General features: G+C 72.4%; 14 protein-coding genes. 7 read left to right on the plus strand and 7 right to left on the minus strand.

From position 1 onward, the window contains the following. Nucleotides 1–37 precede the first annotated feature (37 nt). The 3 genes from BO39_RS04375 (at nucleotide 38) to BO39_RS04385 (ending at nucleotide 3336) form a co-directional block, all read left to right on the plus strand. Nucleotides 38–1951: a hypothetical protein gene (locus BO39_RS04375; protein WP_043830493.1), complete on the plus strand. Its 1914-nt coding sequence runs from the start codon at nucleotides 38–40 to the stop codon at nucleotides 1949–1951. Nucleotides 1952–2076: 125 nt separating this feature from the next. Beyond that, complete coding sequence (locus BO39_RS04380) at nucleotides 2077–2802, plus strand: DUF2272 domain-containing protein (RefSeq protein WP_245614956.1); 726 nt, start codon at nucleotides 2077–2079, stop codon at nucleotides 2800–2802. 150 nt (nucleotides 2803–2952) lie between these two features. Beyond that, the gene (locus tag BO39_RS04385; RefSeq protein ID WP_052401476.1) at nucleotides 2953–3336 is read left to right on the plus strand and encodes an H-NS histone family protein; all 384 of its coding nucleotides are present in this window, start codon (nucleotides 2953–2955) and stop codon (nucleotides 3334–3336) included. A gap of 183 nt (nucleotides 3337–3519) precedes the next feature. Here the strand turns inward: BO39_RS04385 and BO39_RS04390 are convergent, their stop codons facing one another. The 5 genes from BO39_RS04390 to BO39_RS04410 all read right to left on the minus strand — a co-directional run bounded on the left by BO39_RS04390 (nucleotide 3520) and on the right by BO39_RS04410 (nucleotide 9735). Next, nucleotides 3520–4488 (minus strand): Bug family tripartite tricarboxylate transporter substrate binding protein, encoded by a 969-nt coding sequence (locus tag BO39_RS04390; protein WP_043830495.1) that lies wholly within the window; start codon nucleotides 4486–4488, stop codon nucleotides 3520–3522. Nucleotides 4489–4567: 79 nt separating this feature from the next. Continuing rightward, nucleotides 4568–5539, minus strand: a complete 972-nt coding sequence (locus BO39_RS04395; protein ID WP_043830498.1) for a Bug family tripartite tricarboxylate transporter substrate binding protein — start codon at nucleotides 5537–5539, stop codon at nucleotides 4568–4570. Next, nucleotides 5536–7884 (minus strand): xanthine dehydrogenase family protein molybdopterin-binding subunit, encoded by a 2349-nt coding sequence (locus BO39_RS04400; RefSeq protein ID WP_043830499.1) that lies wholly within the window; start codon nucleotides 7882–7884, stop codon nucleotides 5536–5538. Before BO39_RS04400 ends, BO39_RS04395 begins: the two co-directional genes overlap by 4 nt. A gap of 28 nt (nucleotides 7885–7912) precedes the next feature. Beyond that, a complete protein-coding gene (locus tag BO39_RS29635; RefSeq protein ID WP_052401478.1) occupies nucleotides 7913–8404 on the minus strand; it encodes an aromatic-ring-hydroxylating dioxygenase subunit beta in 492 nt (163 codons plus the stop codon). Next, nucleotides 8401–9735 (minus strand): aromatic ring-hydroxylating oxygenase subunit alpha, encoded by a 1335-nt coding sequence (locus BO39_RS04410; RefSeq protein ID WP_084697844.1) that lies wholly within the window; start codon nucleotides 9733–9735, stop codon nucleotides 8401–8403. Before BO39_RS04410 ends, BO39_RS29635 begins: the two co-directional genes overlap by 4 nt. Before the next feature lie 79 nt (nucleotides 9736–9814). Here BO39_RS04410 and BO39_RS04415 point away from each other — a divergent pair, with 79 nt between their 5' ends. The 3 genes from BO39_RS04415 to BO39_RS04425 are packed head-to-tail and all read left to right on the plus strand — an operon-like array spanning nucleotide 9815 to nucleotide 13925. Further along, nucleotides 9815–11983 (plus strand): thiamine pyrophosphate-dependent enzyme, encoded by a 2169-nt coding sequence (locus BO39_RS04415; protein WP_043830500.1) that lies wholly within the window; start codon nucleotides 9815–9817, stop codon nucleotides 11981–11983. Beyond that, nucleotides 11980–13449 carry an indolepyruvate oxidoreductase subunit beta family protein gene (locus tag BO39_RS04420; protein WP_043830502.1) on the plus strand — a complete coding sequence of 490 codons (1470 nt, stop codon included), beginning with the start codon at nucleotides 11980–11982 and terminating at the stop codon, nucleotides 13447–13449. Before BO39_RS04415 ends, BO39_RS04420 begins: the two co-directional genes overlap by 4 nt. After that, a complete protein-coding gene (locus BO39_RS04425; RefSeq protein ID WP_052401480.1) occupies nucleotides 13449–13925 on the plus strand; it encodes a MarR family winged helix-turn-helix transcriptional regulator in 477 nt (158 codons plus the stop codon). Before BO39_RS04420 ends, BO39_RS04425 begins: the two co-directional genes overlap by 1 nt. Here BO39_RS04425 and BO39_RS04430 read toward each other — a convergent pair. Then, on the minus strand, nucleotides 13901–14689 hold the full coding sequence (locus BO39_RS04430; RefSeq protein ID WP_043830504.1) for an alpha/beta hydrolase: 789 nt from the start codon (nucleotides 14687–14689) through the stop codon (nucleotides 13901–13903). The genes BO39_RS04425 and BO39_RS04430 overlap by 25 nt on opposite strands. A 71-nt stretch (nucleotides 14690–14760) precedes the next feature. On the opposite strand from BO39_RS04430, the gene BO39_RS04435 reads away from it, so the two are divergent. After that, complete coding sequence (locus BO39_RS04435; protein WP_043830506.1) at nucleotides 14761–15738, plus strand: ABC transporter substrate-binding protein; 978 nt, start codon at nucleotides 14761–14763, stop codon at nucleotides 15736–15738. Nucleotides 15739–15778: 40 nt separating this feature from the next. Here BO39_RS04435 and BO39_RS29640 read toward each other — a convergent pair whose 3' ends face one another. After that, nucleotides 15779–16585 carry a class I SAM-dependent methyltransferase gene (locus BO39_RS29640; RefSeq protein ID WP_052401482.1) on the minus strand — a complete coding sequence of 269 codons (807 nt, stop codon included), beginning with the start codon at nucleotides 16583–16585 and terminating at the stop codon, nucleotides 15779–15781. Between the last annotated feature and the right edge of the window lies 1 nt (nucleotide 16586).

Here is a 16586-nt window from a genome sequence, read left to right on the forward strand (position 1 = left end):
CGGCGCATCCGTTCCCCCCGCATGAGGTCGTCGCGCCGTGCCTGACCTGCTGCATCCCCAGGAGCGCGACCGACTGCTCGCGGGCCTGCGCCGGCTGCTTCGCCGCACCCTCCTGGATGGTCGCCCGCTTTCCGGCCTCGCGCATGCCGAAGCGCCCGGCGCCGCGCTCGCCGTGCTCGACAACGCCGTCGCGGCCGAGGCCCTGGCGATCCCTGCCCTGCGCGAGGCGGACCCGGTACTGGCAGAGGATCTCCTCCTCTTCCTCTCGGCGGTGGCGGAGGAGCCCGGCCCCACCACGCGGGGCCTGCGGCCACTCGAGGCCCAGGAGGCGTCGCGACAGGTTGAGATAGTGCGGAACGACCCCGCTGGCTTCCATATCCTCACCCCCTGGCACGAGTTCACGGGCGACCTCACCCGCGGCCTGCTGCGCCAGCGGGTGCGCGAGGCGCCGGGGAGCCGCGCCAACCTCCCGGAGGAGGAGCTGCGCAAGCGCAGCGTGCTCCACACCGGCAACATGGTTCGCCTGCGCGCCACCAACGGCGTGCCGGGCCTGCTCGGCCGCCTCTCGCTCCGCGCGCGCACGCTCGACGTGGAGGAGGCGATCACCGCCCAGGGGATCGAGGCCGAGGGCGAGGAGGCGGTGCTGTGGCACGAGAGCGCGCTGCGCCTGCGCCCCCTGCCGGGCCTCTCGCTCGATGTCGGTACCGTCCGCTACGAGTATCGGGTCTCCGCCGCCGATCCGCTGCTGCGCCTGGCCGTGACGCTGCGCGCCAGCCCCCGCACCGGCTTCTCCTCCATCCGCCTGACGACGGCGGCCGACGCGCTGTCCGACGCCGCCCCTCCCTTCGAGCACGCCTCGGTCGGCCGGGACGGCGCCCAGGTGCCCCGTTCGGAAGCTCCCTTCGATGAGGACGAGCTGATCGCGCAGGGCGCCATCGATTCCTTCCACCTCTGGCAGTCCGGCCAGCCTGAGAAAGCGCTTGCCCTGCATATCCGGCCCCGCGCGGGGGAGGCGGTGTTCAGCGTCCGCGCCCGCGGGCGGAACGGCGCGCCGCACTGGCTCGTCCTGCGCCACGGCCTGCCCGACCTGCCGGCCGGCGGCACCGCCACCGTGCGGGAGGACCGGCTGCTCGCCCTCGGCGCCGCCCAGGGGGGGGCCGCCGCCGCGCTCCGCCTCATGCGCGTGCCCACGATGCTGACGAGCCGCGACCCTGGTCAGATGGGCATCGGCTCCACCCTCTCCGCCCTCGCGGCCACGGTGCTGAACGCGCCCGGCTTCGCTCGTCCCCTTCCGCGCGATCGCCTCGCCGCGCTTCAGGACCTGCTCGACCGGCAGATCACCGCCCTGCCGGAGGAGGAGGCCTCCGCGTCCCCGGTGGCGGAACTGGCCGCGCTTTCCCTCACGATGGACGCCGCCTGGCGCGCCGGCGGCCTGCCGCGCGACCGGCGCCGGCTGCGTGCCCTTCTCGGCCGCCTCGCCAAGGCCGCCTCCCCGGAGGGCGCCTTCGGCAGGGGCCTGGAGGAGCACGGCGCGGCCGTCCTGGCCCTTGCCCGCGGCGCCACCCTCATTCCCGAGCCCTGGCTGCTCGACGCGTTGCGCCGCGCCGTGCTGGCCCTGGAAGCCGAGGGGCCGCGCCTCGCCGGCACCCCGCCCGAGCCCGGCCTCCCCTCCACCCGGGCCCTTGCCGCCCTGCTGCGCGGGGTCCGGGCGGTGGAGTTCCTGGCCGAGACGGGCCGCATCCCGCCCGACGCCGCCGTGCTCGCCCGCGCCGCCGCCCTGCGGGAGGCCTCGCTCGCCACCCTATCCGGCCGCCTGCGCGCCACGGGCGACCGGCTGGAGGTGCTTTCGACCGAAGGGGGCAAGCCCGATGCGCTCGCCACCGCCTCGCTTCTCCTCGCCGTACTCTCGCCCGACGAGGTGGCGCTTTCCATGGGTCTGGTGGCGGCTTGAAAAGCACTGCCCGTTCGGCATCGCGCCTCGCTTCCCTGGCGTTGCTCCTCGCGGCCGCTGCGTGCGCTGCCCCGGCCCCGCCGCGGGAGCCGCCAATCGCCTATCCGCCCTCCGTCCGGTCCCGGATGCTGCGGATCGTCGAGGCGGAATGGATGGAGTGGGGGCGCCTTGCAGCCGGCCCCGGCCTTCCCCGCCCGCCCAGCGGTGCGGAAGGTGCGGTCGAGGCCTTCCCGCGCGTCCTCGCCTACTGGCGCGCGGTGCCCGAGGAGGAGGCCACCTCGGCCATTGCGCGCAACCGCGCCCGCTGGTCCGCCGAACTGGGCGGCACCCCGCGCGAAGGGGTCTGGTCCGAGCCCGCCTGGTCCGCCGCCTTCGTCTCCTACGTCATGCGCGCGGCGGGGGTGGACGAGCGCGAATTCCACGCCTCCGCCTCCCACGCCTTCTACCTGGACGCCATCCTGCGCGACGCCGCCGAATTCCCCGCGCGCGCGCCCTTCCTTCCGCACGACCCCACCGGGCGCGCGCCCGAGCCCGGCGATCTCATCTGCGCCGACCGATCCCGCCGCCCGCTCGCCTCCTGGCGGGACCGGCTGGCCGAGGTCGGGCGCTTCCGCCCGATGCACTGCGACATCGTCCTGCGCACCGCGCCGGGCGTCGCGGAAGCGGTGGGCGGCAACATCGCCGACGCCGTGACGCTGACCCTCTATCCCACCGATGCGGCCGGGCTGGTGATGCCCCGCGGCCCCGGCGAACCAGCTGTTTTCGCCATCGTCGAGAACCGACTGGGCCGGTTGCCGCCGTTTCAGCCCACCCTGATTATTTCGGGACAAAGGGGACAGAACCCGGGCTAGCCGCTTTGGTGTTCTGCCTTTCCGCTGTTTCTTGCAAAGCGGCTATCGACAAGCCTTGCCGATATAACCATGTTCCGCGCCCGTGCCGTCGCCCGCGAATTTCGGGATTCGGTGCGCCGAGTGTTGCACAGTATTTCTCAAGGAGTTCCGATGCCCGAAACAACCGAAACCACCTCGCGGCGCAAATCGGGTTTCGACCTTGACTCCATGAGCGCGCAGGAGTTGACCGCCCTTATCGAGGCCGCGGAGGCAAAGCGCGCCGAGAAGCAGGAAGAGGCCCGCAACGCACTTATCGAGGAATTCCGCAGCAAGGCCGCTGAGATCGGGCTCGATTTCAAGACGCTCGTTCCCGCGGCCGCCGGAGCCTCCGCGCCGCAGCCCACGGGCCGCCGCACGCGGCGCGATGCCGGCGGTTCTGTCGCAGTGCGCTTCCGGGGGCCGAACGGCGAAACCTGGAGCGGCCGTGGCCGCATGCCGCGCTGGCTCTCCGCCATGGAAGCTTCCGGGCACAAGCGCGACGAATTCCGCGTCTGATCGATCGGCCCACCATGCGTGGCCGCCGGATATCTCTGCCGGGGATTATCTCGCCGATCTGTATTCCGGCTGGTTTTTCCCGGAAGCGGTTTCATCCGTAAGAGCGGGAAGGGAAGAGGCGTTTCTTCCCTTCTCCGGAGATTTTCTCGGGGCAGGTTACGAACTGGGTGACGTTGCAGGCTCCTAATCGGCCGTGATGCGCGCCTCCCGGATCACCGCGCCCCATTCCGCATGATCCGACCGCCATAACGCGCCGAGCGTCTCGGGCGGGGCAGTCCGCACCTCGTTCCCGCCGCGGTCGAGCGCCTCCCGCACCCTCGGGTTGTCCATGGTGGCCACCGCGAAATCGGCCAAGGCGCCAATGATCGGGGCAGGTGTTCCCCGCGGCGCCGCCAGGGCCAGCCAGGTGTTCGCGTCGAAGCCGGGCAGGCCGCTCTCGGCCACGGTCGGCAGGTCGGGTAGCCAGGGCAGGCGCGTGATGGCCGCCGCCGCGACCGGCCGAAGCTTGCCCTCCTCGATCAGTGGCCGCGCCGTCCCGAAGGGGGAGGCCATGGCGGCCACCCGCCCGCCCATGAGGTCGGTCAGCCCCGCGATGGTGCCGCGATAGGGCACATGGGTCATCTCCACTCCTGCCCGCTGGCAGAGCAATGCCATGGCCAGGTGATGCGGCGAGCCGTTGCCGGCGGAGGCATAGGCCAGGGCCCGGGGCGCGGCCCGCGCCTGCGCGACGAGGCCGCCGATGTCGCGCACCGGTGAGTCGGCGCCGACGACGAAGACGAGCGGGCTGCGCGCCAGCAGCGCCACGGGCGCGAGGTCCGTCAGCGGGTCGATCGCCATGCGCCCGATATGCGGGTTCACGGCCACGATGTTGTTGCTCATCAACAGCAGCGTGTGCCCGTCGGGCGCGGCGCGGGCCACGGCTTCGGCGGCGATGTTGCCGCCCGCGCCGGGCCGGCTCTCCACCACGACGGCATGGGGCCAGCGCCGCCCGCTCTCCTCCGCCAAGGTGCGCGCAACGAGATCCGGCGCGCCACCGGGAGTGAAGGGCACGATGAGCCGCGGGGGCCGCATGGGGAAGGCTGGCTGGGAGAGGCCCGGCCGCGCCGCGAGCAGCAGCCCCGTCAGCGCGCCGATGCCGCGGCGGGCGATCATCCCTCGGTGATCCGCGCAGCGGATCGTCCGATGGTGATCCGCGCAGCGGATCGTCCGATCACAATCCGCGCGGCGCCCTTCATCCGGCGGTGATCCGCGCGTCCCGGATCACCTTGCCCCAGGTCGCGTGCTCGCGCCGCCAGAGCGCGCCGGTCTCCTCCGGCCCCATCGTGTCGGGCACCAGTGCCACGCGGTCCTGCGCCGGGCGCAGCTTCGGGTCGTTCATGACGGAGGAGCAGAACTCCGCGAGGAACGCGACAGTGGCCGGCGGCGTGCCGCGCGGCACGGCCAGCGCCAGCCAGCTTCCCGCGTCGAAGCCGGGCAGGCCGCTTTCCGCGACAGTCGGTAAGTCGGGCATCCAGGGCAGGCGCGTCGCGCCCATGGCCGCGATCGGCCGCACCATACCGGCCTGGATCAGCGGCAGGGCCGGGCCGAAGGGCGAGGCCATGCAGGCGACGCGTCCGCCGCCGACATCCGACAGGCCCTCGGGCGTGCCGCGATAGGGTACGTGGGTCATCTCGATCCCCGCCATGCCGCAGAGCATGGCCATGGAGACGTGATGCGGCGTGCCGTTGCCGATGGAGGCGTAGGTCAGCATCCCCGGCTGCTCCCGCGCCATGGCCAGCAGTCCCGCCAGGTTGGTGGCGGGGATGTTCGTCGCGCCCACCAGCACGAAGGGGCTCTGCGCAAGCATCGAGACGGGCGCAAGGGCGGTCAGCGGGTCGATCGGCATCGGCCCGACATGCGGGTTCATGGTGATCATGTTGTTGCTGACCACCACCATGGTGTGCCCGTCCGGCGCGCTACGGGCCGCGAGTTCCGCGCCGATATTCCCCGCCGCGCCCGGCCGGTTCTCCACCACCGCGCCGAACGGCCAGCGCCGCCCGCTCTCCTCCGCCAGCATCCGCGCGGCCACGTCCAGCGAGCCGCCGGGGGTGAAGGGCACGATGATACGGGGTGGGCGTTGCGGGAAGCCCGCGGGCTGGGCGAGGGCGGCACGCGCCAGGAAGGGGGCGGCGAGAAGGGCGGGGAGAGAGCGGCGGCGGATCATCGGCGGGCGTCCTGCAAGGCGGCCCAGACGCGCTCGGGCGTCGCGGGCATGTCGAGGTGCTCCACCCCCAGCGCGTCGCAGATGGCGGAGATGACGGCGGGCAATGCACCCACCGTGCCGGCCTCCCCCGCGCCCTTGGCGCCGATCGGGTTGGTGGCCGTCGGCTGCGGGTTGGACAGCACCTCGAACTCCGGCAGGTCGCCCGCCCGCGGCAGGGCGTAGTCCATGAAGGAGGCGGCGAGGAACTGCCCGCTCTCGGCGTCGAAGCGCGCCTCCTCCATCACCGCCTGGCCGAAGCCCTGGGCGATGCCGCCATGGATCTGCCCGTGCATGAGCAGCGGGTTCACCACCGTGCCCACGTCGTCGGCGACGGTATAGCGGTCGAGGGTGATGCGGCCGGTCTCGGGATCGACCTCCACCTCGCAGAGATGACACCCGTTCGGGAAGGTCGCGTCGCCCGGCGCGGCCATGGTCTGCGCGGTCAGCCCGCCATCCTCCCCGGGTGGCAGGGGGCCGGGCGCGTGGGCGGCGGCGGCCACCTGCGCCAGCGTCACGCCCTTGTCCGTGCCCGCCACGGCGAAGCGGCCGCCGGGGAGGGGGGTGAACTCGATGTCGCCTTCGTCGCATTCGAGCAGCCGGGCCGCGATCCGCCGCCCCCGCTCGATGATCCGCTCGGAGGCGCGGGCGACGGCGGTGCCGCCCGCCACCATCGTGCGGCTGCCGAAGGAGCCGCGGCCCTGCGACACCGCGTCCGTATCCCCCGCCACGATCCGCACCATTTCCGGCGCCAGGCCGAGCATGCTCGCCGCCATCTGCCGGAACACCGTCTCGTGCCCCTGGCCGTGGTTGTGCGTGCCGAGCAGGAAGGTCGCGCTGCCATCGGCGTTCACGCGGATCTCGGCCGATTCCGGGGCGGGCGTGCGCGGCGGGCCCGCGCTGATCTCGATGGCATTGGCGACGCCGAGGCCCCGCCGCATCCCCCGCGCCTCGCTGGCGGCGCGACGGGCGGGGAAGCCCGGCAGGTCGGCGGCCTCCACCGCCATCGCCATGCCGCGCGCGAAGTCACCGCTGTCGTAGGTGAAGATGAGGCCCGTCTTGTACGGCATGGCCTCGCGCGGGATGAGGTTGCGCCGGCGCAGCTCGATCCGGTCCACGCCGAGGCGCGAGGCCGCCACGTCGATCGCGCGCTCGATCGCATAGGTCGCCTCCGGCCGCCCTGCGCCGCGATAGGGGGCCAGCGGCTGTGTATTGGTGAAAGCCCCGCGCACGGTCGCCGCAATGCGCGGCGTGCGGTAGACGCCCGCCAGCCCGCCGAGATTGTTCGTGCTCGCATGCGGCCCCATCAGCGCGAGATAGGCGCCGAGATTGGCCGCCGTCTCGACCCGGAGCGCGAGGAAATCTCCCTCCGCGCTCAGCGCCAGCTCCACGCGGTTATGCGTGTCGCGCCCGTGCGGGTCGCTCTGCATCCCCTCCGTCCGGTCGGCGGTCCAGCGGATCGGGCGGCCGAGGGCGCGGGCGGCGAAGAGCAGCGCCGCATGCTCCTGCGTCGGCTGCCCGCGCAGCCCGAAGGCGCCGCCCATATCCGGCGAGATCACCCGGAGCGAGGAGGCGGGGATGCCGAGGATAGCCGCCAGTTCGTCCCGCACGGGATGCGCGCCCTGCACGCCGCTGCGAAGGGTGAAGCGCCCCTCCGCCGGGTCGTGCCAGGCGACCGCCGCGCGCGGCTCCATGAAGGCGCCGACGACGCGGCTGATGCGGAAATCGAGGGAGACGACATGCGCCGCCCCCGCGATCGCCGCCGCCACCGCCGCGTGGTCGCCGAGCTTCCACTCGAAGGCGAGGTTGCCGGGCGCGAGCCCCGGCCAGACCTCCGGCGCGCCGGGCGCCAGCGCCGCCGCGGCCTCCGTCACCGCCGGCCTCGTCTCCCAATCCACGACGATGGCCTCGGCCGCATCCCGCGCCTGGGCCGCCGTATCGGCCGCCACCAGTGCCACGGGATCACCGACATGCGCGACCGCTTCGACGGCCAGCGCCCGGTAGGGCGGCCGCGGCATGGGCGCGCCGCCGGGCAGGGCGCGCGGCACGGCGCAGGGCAGGGGCCGCAGCCCGGCTATATCCGCGCCTGTCAGGATGCCCCGAACGCCCGGCATCTCGCGCGCGTCCGTCGTGTCGATGGAAAGGATGCGCGCCGCGGCGTGCGGACTGCGCAGGAACACCGCGTGCAGCGCGCCCGGTGGCACCTCGTCCTCGGTGTAGCGGCCGAGGCCGCGCAGCAGGCGCTTGTCCTCGTGCCGGCGGACCGGGGCGCCGATGCCGGCCTCCGTGGGAAGAACCGAGCCGTCCATCACGTCCCCCGCCGCCGCGCTGCCGCGGTCAAAGTATGATCGATATGCCGTCCAGCACGGCGTCGCAGTCGATCATGTCGAAGCGCTTGCGGCTGATCAACCAGCCCCCGGCCCCGTCCGCCTCGAACTCGTGGGTTGCCCGTCCGACATAGCGCCGGTGCCGGTTGTTGCGGAACTCCGCTACCTCGTAGGAGCAGAGCGTGCTGTTCGGCACCGGCCCCGCGCGCAGGTTGGTGACGAGCCGCACCGTCCGGCTTGGCGGCTTCTGCGCGTGGAACATTGCGTGCCGGAAGCGCCGCACCCGCGTCTCCAGCAACCGCCGGTCGTCGTAGATGTGGCTGACCGTGTCGTGCGGGCTCGCCTGGTCCCACTCCGTCGGCACCCAGTAGGCGCAGACGGGCGCGTACATCGCCAGCCACTCCTCCAGCTTCCAGGCATCCAGCAGCGCGGATTCCTGGATCACCAGGGAGGCCAGCGCGGGGTCGAGCGCCGGGGCGGGCGCCTCCAGAACCGCGCTCATGCCGTCATCCAGCGGCGCCAGGCCGCGAACTGGGCGCGCAGGTGGATCTCGCTCGTGCCGGTCTGGCCGCGCAAGGTGCCGTTGGCCTCGTTGGCGTCGCCGCCCATGCCGCGCTTCACGTCCACCCAGTCCCCGCCCTGGCTCGCCAGCCCGTCCTGCACGCGGGCATAGGTCTCGAGGTCGTCGGTCAGCACGAGCGAGCCCACGCCGTTCACCACATTGGCGAAAGCGATGCTGTCGCGGAACATCTCGGGCGGCGCGAGGGGCATCCTGAAGGTGTAGGTCGTCACCACCGTGCGGTTCACACTGATCGGCTGCACGACGCGAAGCTGGCGGAAGCGGCTCATGAAGGAGAGGTTCGGGTAGACCACGGTATTGAAGCGCTGGATGGAGAGAATTTCCTCCGTCCGCTCCACCCCGTGCGTCTCCTCCAGCGCGCGGCCGTAGGCCATCTGCACCGGGTCCTCCGCCGGGCGCGCGGCCATGTGGGCGTCCGTGTGGTAGTCGCCCATGAAGGAGTGGCCGGACGCGCTGGCCCAGATGCCCAGGCTCTCCCAAACCGCCGCCGGCGCGCCGTTCTGGCGCATCTGCTTGATCTGCACCTCGCCCGCGCCGTCGCTGTGCACCGTGTCCTTCTGGTCCCGCGCGGCGGCGACGGAGGAGGCATGGACGAAGCGCGGGTGCAGCGTGTCGTTGTGGTTCTCGATCACGAGCTTCCAATTGCCGTCATAGGCATGGCGCGAGACGCCGCCCGCGACCTCCAGCAACCCGCCCGGCGCCCGGTCCACCATGTCGTCGAAGGAGGAGGCGACAGGGCCGAGGAACTCCGCCAGCGTCGGCCCCTCGGCCGCGAGGCTCGCGAAGATGAAGCCGCGATAGTTCTCCACCCGCGGCACGCGCACGAGGTCGAGCGAGCCGTCCTCCGGCGGATAGGCGCTGTCGCCGTAACCCTCCGGTAGCGGCACCTCGGCCAGCTTGCCGTCGAGGTCGAAGGCCCAGCCGTGGTAGCAGCAGACGAAGCGCTTCGCCTGCCCCGTCTCGTCCATGGTCAGCTTCGCGCCGCGATGCGTGCAGCGGTTGAACATGGCGCGGATCACGCCGTCCCGCGCGCGGGCCACGATCACCGGCTCCCGCCCCATCTGCGTCGCGAAGAAGCGGCCGGGGGTGGCCACCTGGCTCTCGTGGCAGAGATACAGCCAGGCCCGCCCAAAGATCCGATCCATCTCCATCTCGAAGATGGCGGGGTCCACATAGGCGGCGCGGTGAACGCGCCCCTCCTGGACCATCTCGGCCGGTTCCAGCCGGCTTCGCGTCGGGAGCGGCATGTCCATGGTCGTATCTCCTTGACGCGATGCTAGGCGGGCCGCCAAACTATATGCAAGTGGTTATAACCTGTCGGGAACCTTTCCTATGGAGCGATCCTTCGCAAAGGAGGTGTCCCTTCTCCGCCTGGGCGAGGGCGAGGTCTTTGAGGGCGAGGGGATCCTCGCCATCACCAAGGCCCTGCTCGAATCCGGCGTTTCCTACGTCACGGGCTACCAGGGCGCGCCCGTCAGCCATCTGATGGACGTGTTCAGCGACGCCAAGCCGCTGCTCGACGAGCTCGGTGTCGTCTATGCCCCCGCCGCGAACGAGGCCGGCGCCGCCTCCATGCTGGCGGCCAGCATCAACTATCCCGTGCGTGGCTGCGCGGTGTGGAAGTCCACCGTCGGCACCAACGTCGCCTCGGACGCGCTCTCGAACCTCGCCTCCGCCGGCGTGGTGGGTGGCGTGGTGATGGTGGTCGGCGAGGACTACGGGGAGGGCGCCTCCATCATGCAGGAGCGCACCCACGCCTTCGCCATGAAATCCTCGATGTGGCTGCTGGACCCGCGCCCGGACCACGAGAATCTCGTCCGCACCATCGGCCTCGCCTATGAGATGTCCGAGGCCTCCTCCACGCCCGTCATGGTGGAGGTCCGCATCCGCGCCTGCCACCTGCGCGGCCGCTTCACCGCGCGCGACAATGTCCGGCCCAAGGTGGGCCTTCACAGCCCGCTCACCGAGCCCGTCTTCGACTACGAGCGCGTGATTCTTCCCCCCAGTACCTACCGGCAGGAAAAGGACAAGATCGCCCGCCGCTTCCCCGCGGCCAAGCGCTTCATCCTCGAGCACGCGATGAACGAGCACCTGCCCGGCGATGTCTCCGACATCGGCATCATCGTCCAGGGCGGCCACGCCAACACGCTTCTCCGCAGCCTCGCCCGCCTGGGCCTGGCGGACGCCTTCGGCAACAGCCGCATCCCCATCCTCGTCCTCAACGTCACCTACCCGATCGTGGAGGAGGAGGTGACCGGCTTCTGCGCGAGCAAGCGCGCCGTGCTGGTGGTGGAGGAGGGCAACCCCGAATACCTGGAACAGGCCATCGGCCAGGCGCTGCGCGAGGCCTCCGTGCACACGAAGGTCCTCGGCAAGAAGTGCCTTCCCATGGCCGGCGAGTACACCGCCGAGGTCATGCTCGCGGGCGTCGCCAAGTTCATCGAGGGCTCCATGCCCGCCGGCATCGACATCGCCGCCGTCGCCCGGATCGCGGCGGAGGTGGCCGCCCCCGCCGAGCGCGCCCGCGCCCTGATCGGCGCCGAGCTTCCCCAGCGCCCGCCCGGCTTCTGCACGGGCTGCCCCGAGCGCCCGGTCTTCGCGGCCATGAAGATCGTCCAGAAGAGCGAAGGCCCCGTCCACGTCGCCGCCGATATCGGCTGCCACTCCTTCGCGACGCTGCCGCCCTTCAACATGGGCAGCAGCATTCTCGGCTACGGCCTCGGCCTCTCCTCTGCCGCAGCCCTCGCGCCGCTCTTCGGGAAAAAGCGCACGGTTACGGTCATGGGCGACGGCGGCTTCTGGCACAACGGCCTCTCCACCGGCGTCTCGGCCGCCGTGCAGAACGGCACGGACGGCGTGCTGATCGTCATGGACAACGGCTATTCCAGCGCGACCGGCCAGCAAGACATCCCCTCCTCCCGCGCGGAGAAGCGCGACGGCCCGCGCATCCCCATCGAGACCGCGCTGCGCGCCATGGGCGTCACCTGGATCCGCACCCAGGGCACCTACGTGGTCAAGGACATGGTCCGTACGTTGCGGGAGGCGCTGACCACGAAGGAGGGCGGCCTGAAGGTCATCGTCGCCCAGCAGGAGTGCCAGCTCGCGCGCCAGCGCCGCGTGAAGCCCGAATACGCCCGCGCGCTGAAGGCCGGCGAGCGCGTGGTCCGCACCCGCTACGGCGTGGACGCCACGACCTGCACGGGCGACCATTCCTGCATTCGCCTCTCCGGCTGCCCCTCCCTGACATTGAAGGAAAACCCGGACCCGCTGCGGAGCGACCCGGTGGCGCATGTGAACCAGGATTGCGTCGGCTGCTCCCTCTGCGGCGAGGTGGCGGACGCCGCGCAGCTCTGCCCCTCCTTCTACCGCGCCGACATCGTCAGCAACCCGACCCGCGCCGATGCCCGCCGCATGCGCTGGCGCGACGCCGTGATCGCCCGCCTGCAATCCTGGGCCGAGCGCCGCGCCGAAGCCCGTGCAGGCATAGGGGCCGCCGCATGACCCGCCCGATCTGCATCCTCGTCTCCGCCATGGGCGGGGAGGGCGGTGGCGTGCTGACGGACTGGATCGTCGGCGCCGCCCAGCGCGCGGACCTGCCGGTGCAGGGCACCTCCATCCCCGGCGTCGCCCAGCGCACCGGCGCCACCACCTACTACATCGAGATGTGGCCCGAGCCCTGGCCGACGCTGGGTGGCCGCCGCCCCGTCTTCGGCCTCGGCCCCTCGCCCGGTGACGTGGACGTGGTGATCGCGACCGAACTGGTGGAAGCCGGCCGGTGCTGCGAGCGCGGCTTCGTCTCGCCGGACCGCACGACCCTCGTCGCCTCCACCCGCCGCGTCTTCGCGACGAGCGAGAAGTCGGCCATGGGCGACGGCCGCTTCGACGTGGCGCGCGTCATGCGCGCCATCCGCGAGATGCCGCGCCGCGCCCTGCTGGTGGACGCCTCGGCCGCCGAGGGCCAGGCGCTGAACGCCGTCCTCCTCGGCCGCATGGCCGCGAGCGGCGCGGTGCCCATCCCGCTCGATGCCCTGCGCGCCGCCATCGCCGCCGGCGTCGCGCCTGAGGCCAACCTGCGCGCCTTCGAAACGGGCCTCGCGCTCGCCGATCCCGCGCCCGCCGCTGCCCCGGCGCCCACGCCGCGCGCCAGCCTGCCCGCGCTGCTGGCCGACGCCGCAGCCACCCTGCCGCCGGAGGTGCTGGCCGTCGCCGATATCGCGCTCCCGCGCCTCGCCCGCTACCAGTCCGCCCGCTACGCCGCGACTTGGATGGAGCGAGTGCGCCGGGTGCTGGCCGCCGATCCCGCGCCCAGCGGCAACTGGCGCCTCTCGGCCGAGGTCGCGCGCCAGCTCACCCTCTGGATGGCCTATGAGGACGTGGTGCGGATCGCCCAGCACAAGTCGGCCGCCGCCCGCTTCGCCGAGATCCGCGCGGAGGTCCGAGCCCGCCCCGGTGAGCCCGTCACCGTCACCGAGCATATGAAGCCCGGCTGGGAGGAGGTCGCCTCCCTCCTCCCGCCCGCGCCCGGGCGCGCCCTGCTGCGCTGGGCCGAGCGCACAGGGCGGCTGGAGGGCGGCATGTCCCTCCGCCTTCGCAGCACCACGCTGTCCGGCTTCCTCCGCCTCTTCCTCCTCGCCCGCCTCCGCCCCTGGCGCCCCTTCACCCTCCGCTGGGCAGAGGAGAGGGCAGGCATCGAGGAATGGCTCGCCCGCGTCATCGAGGCGGCCGAGCGCGGGGACCACGCGCTAGCCATCGAAATCGCCGCCCTGCCGCGCCTGCTGAAGGGCTATGGCGAGACCTATCGCCGGGGCCGCCAGGCCTTCGCCGCGGTCATGAAGGATGCGGTGGAGCCCGCCCTCGCCGGCCCCGCGGGCGATCCCCTGGCCGCCGGCCGCGTCGCCCGCGCGCGGGAGGCCGCGCTGGCCGATCCCGACCACGTCGCCCTGCGCGGCGCGCTGGCGAACGCCTGATGCCGGCGCTCGACTCCATGGGCGGGGAGGAAGAGCCCGACCTCGTCCCCTTCCGACTGAACCGCCTGATGGCCGCCTGGAACGCGCGGCTGGAAGCCCTGCTGGCCGAGCGCGGCGCCGGCTTCGCCCAGTGGCGCGTGCTGATGGTGGCCGCCCGCGCCGGGAGCCCGCTGACCATCGTGGAGCTCGCGGCCCACACCCTCGTGCCGCACTCCACCCTCTCGCGGCAGATCGCGGCGATGGAGCGGGACGGGCTTCTCCGCCGTGGCCGCCACGCCGCCGACGGGCGCGCCGTCTCGGTGGAACTCACCGCCCGCGGCCGTGCCCGCTACCGCGAGTGGCTGCCGCTGGCGCTGGAGGAAGCGGAAGCGGGCCTCGCGGCGCTGGACCCCGCGGAGCGCGCCCTTCTCCTCCGCCTCATCGACCGGCTGGAAGGGGCGGTCGCGCCCCCTCAGACGAGCGCGAGCATCGCCTGATGCACCGGACCCTCCGCCAGCGCATAGGCCGTGGCGAAGTGGTTCGTCCCCTCCAGCACGATCGGCTCCACGCCCATCAGCTTCGCGAAGTCCTGCGACTGCCGGATGAACTCGGGGCTCTCCGCCGTGCCGTAGCCGATCACCACGGGCGCCGCGATGCGCCGGACATGGTGCACCGGGCTCAGCGCCATCGCCTCGGCCGCGTCCAGCGCCACATAGGCGCCGCGGGCCGAGAGCAGCGCGGGCTCCAGGTCGTACAACCCCGAGAGCAGCGTGACGGAGCGCAGCAGGGGCCCCACGCGCGGATCGGTCGCGACCACCGCCGCGACATGTGCACCCGAGGAATGGCCGGAGAGATGCAACGGCCCGCGCGCCGCAGCCCAGAGGCAGGCGGTCACCACGTCCTCGACCATATGCGGCAGGCGGAACTCCGGCAGCAGCCGGAAATCGGGGACGGCGACATCCAGCCCGGCCGTGACCAGCGCGGGCGCGGCCATGCCCGCATCGGCCCGCGTCAGGCTTCGCCAGGCGCCGCCATGCACGTGCAGGTGGATGCCGCGCGCAGGCGGCTTGGCACGATAGAGGTCCAGCAGCCCCGCCCCGGTGTCATACACCTCCGGCGGATGGGCCGCGCGTGCGGCGGCCGTGTCGGCGGCGTAGCGCGCGATCCAGTCGGCGGCGTCCTTTGCCCAGACCCGCTGGTCATAGGCGGCGTCCAGCCCCGCCTGATCGTAGTCGCGCCAGATCTTCGTGCCGGGTGTCATGGCCGCCAGCTTGCTGCCAGCCTTTTCCCCGTCAATCCCCCGATTCCCGTCACCTTGGAGAGAGGTCGCCCATGAACCGCCGCCACGCCCTCGCGCTGCTCGCCGCCAGCCCGCTCGCCCGACCCTGGGCGGCGCGCGCGCAGGCGACGGAGGTGAATTTCCTCCTTCCCTCCATCCGCTTCCTCACGGCCTTCGCGCCCCACAACCTTGCGGAGGCTCGCGGCTACTACGCGGCGAACGGGGTGAAGCCGAACTTCATCACGCTGCGCGGCGGCGCGGCGGTGGCCACCCAGGTCGGCGCCGGCAACGCGCCCATGGGCGGCGGCATCGGCGACACGCCGATCATCGTGCGCCCGAATGGCGTGCCCGTGCGCGCGGTGATGGCGCTCGGCGGCGGCGCTCTGGTCACCGTGGTCGCGCGCAAGGACCGCGGCATCAACAGCCTGCGCGACCTCGCGGGCAAGAAGATCAGCGTGCAGTCCGTGCAGGACACGACCTACTACTCGCTGATCGGCGCCATGGGCTCGGTCGGCCTCACCCCGCGCAGCGCCGAGATCCAGTCCCTCGGCCCCGCCGGCGTCTGGCAGGCCTTCGTCGCGGGCACCGTGGACGCGATGGCCGCCGTGCCCGACTGGATCGTGGATGCGGAGGCTGAGGGCGTGCCCGTCACGCGCCTCTCCAACCGCGGCAACACGCCGAGCATGGCGCAGGTCGTCATCGCCAGCGACAACGCCATCCGCACGCAGAAGGAGCCGATCGCCGCCACCTGCCGCGCCCTGCTGCGGGCCCTGGCGGACCTCCAGGCGGACCCCGAGGCCGCCTCGGCCGACCTTGTCGCCTTCCTCGGCCGCAACGGCGCGCCCGTGCAGGCCCCGCGCGTGCTGGCGACGCTGAAGCTCTACAACGAGGGTGTCTATACCGACATGGCCGTGCCCGGCCGGGTGGACGAGGCGAGGATGGACCTCGTGCAGCGCTTCTACGTCGATGCCGGCATCATCCCGCGCGCCTCGCCGCTCGCGGACCTCTACACGCACGACCTGTTCGGCTGATCCGCGCGGCCGGGAGGGGCGGCCCCTCCCGAAGGGCGGGCTATTCCGCCGCCGCGCGCGCCTGTGCCCGGGCGAGGATGTCCTCGCGGGCGGTATGGTACCAGGGCCTCGTGGAATCCATCTCGATCGCCCGCGCGATGGCCACCTCGGCCGGGCCGATCTTGCCGCGGTCGCGCAGGAAGAGCGCCTGGCGGTAGAAGCTCTCGGCCGTCGCCTCGCCGCTCTCGAGCAACTGCGCGACCCGTGCCTCGACGGCGTCGAGGTTCGTCCGCGCCGACTTCCAAATGGCGACCGCGCTGGGGAAGGCCTCGATGCGTTCGATGTCCGCGCGCTGCCGTGTCGCCACCTCCCCGAAGAAGCGGCCGAAATGGTCGGTCGGCGGGCACTCGGCCGTCCCGCGCCAGTAGGAGGCGTTGGGCCCCACATGGGCGTTCAGGTCCTCGATCACGTAGCAGCCGCCGGGGACGAGGTGGCGGAACATGTGCTCGAAGGTGAACATGATGTGGTCGGCCTGGTGGGAGCCGTCGTCGATGATGATGTTCGGCCGCGTCCAGCGCGCCACCTCGTCAAGGAAGGCGGCGTCCGTCTGCGAGCCGATGACGACCTCGATCCCCTCCGCGGCATGCTTGAGGCAGCTGCGGTCGATGTCGAGGCCGACAATCCGCGCGCGGGAGAAAAACTGGCGCCAGGTGCGGAGGGAAGCGCCATCGAAGACGCCGATCTCCACGAGAGTGATCGGGGCGTGCTGCCAGGGGGCGAAGAGGCGCTCGTAATGCTTCAGATAGCCGTGGCAGGCGGAGGACTTGTCCGTTCCCTGCACGATGCCGAGGTCGTCGAGTGACAGCATG

Source organism: Roseomonas aerilata DSM 19363 (genome assembly GCF_000711725.1).
GTDB lineage: Bacteria > Pseudomonadota > Alphaproteobacteria > Acetobacterales > Acetobacteraceae > Roseomonas > Roseomonas aerilata.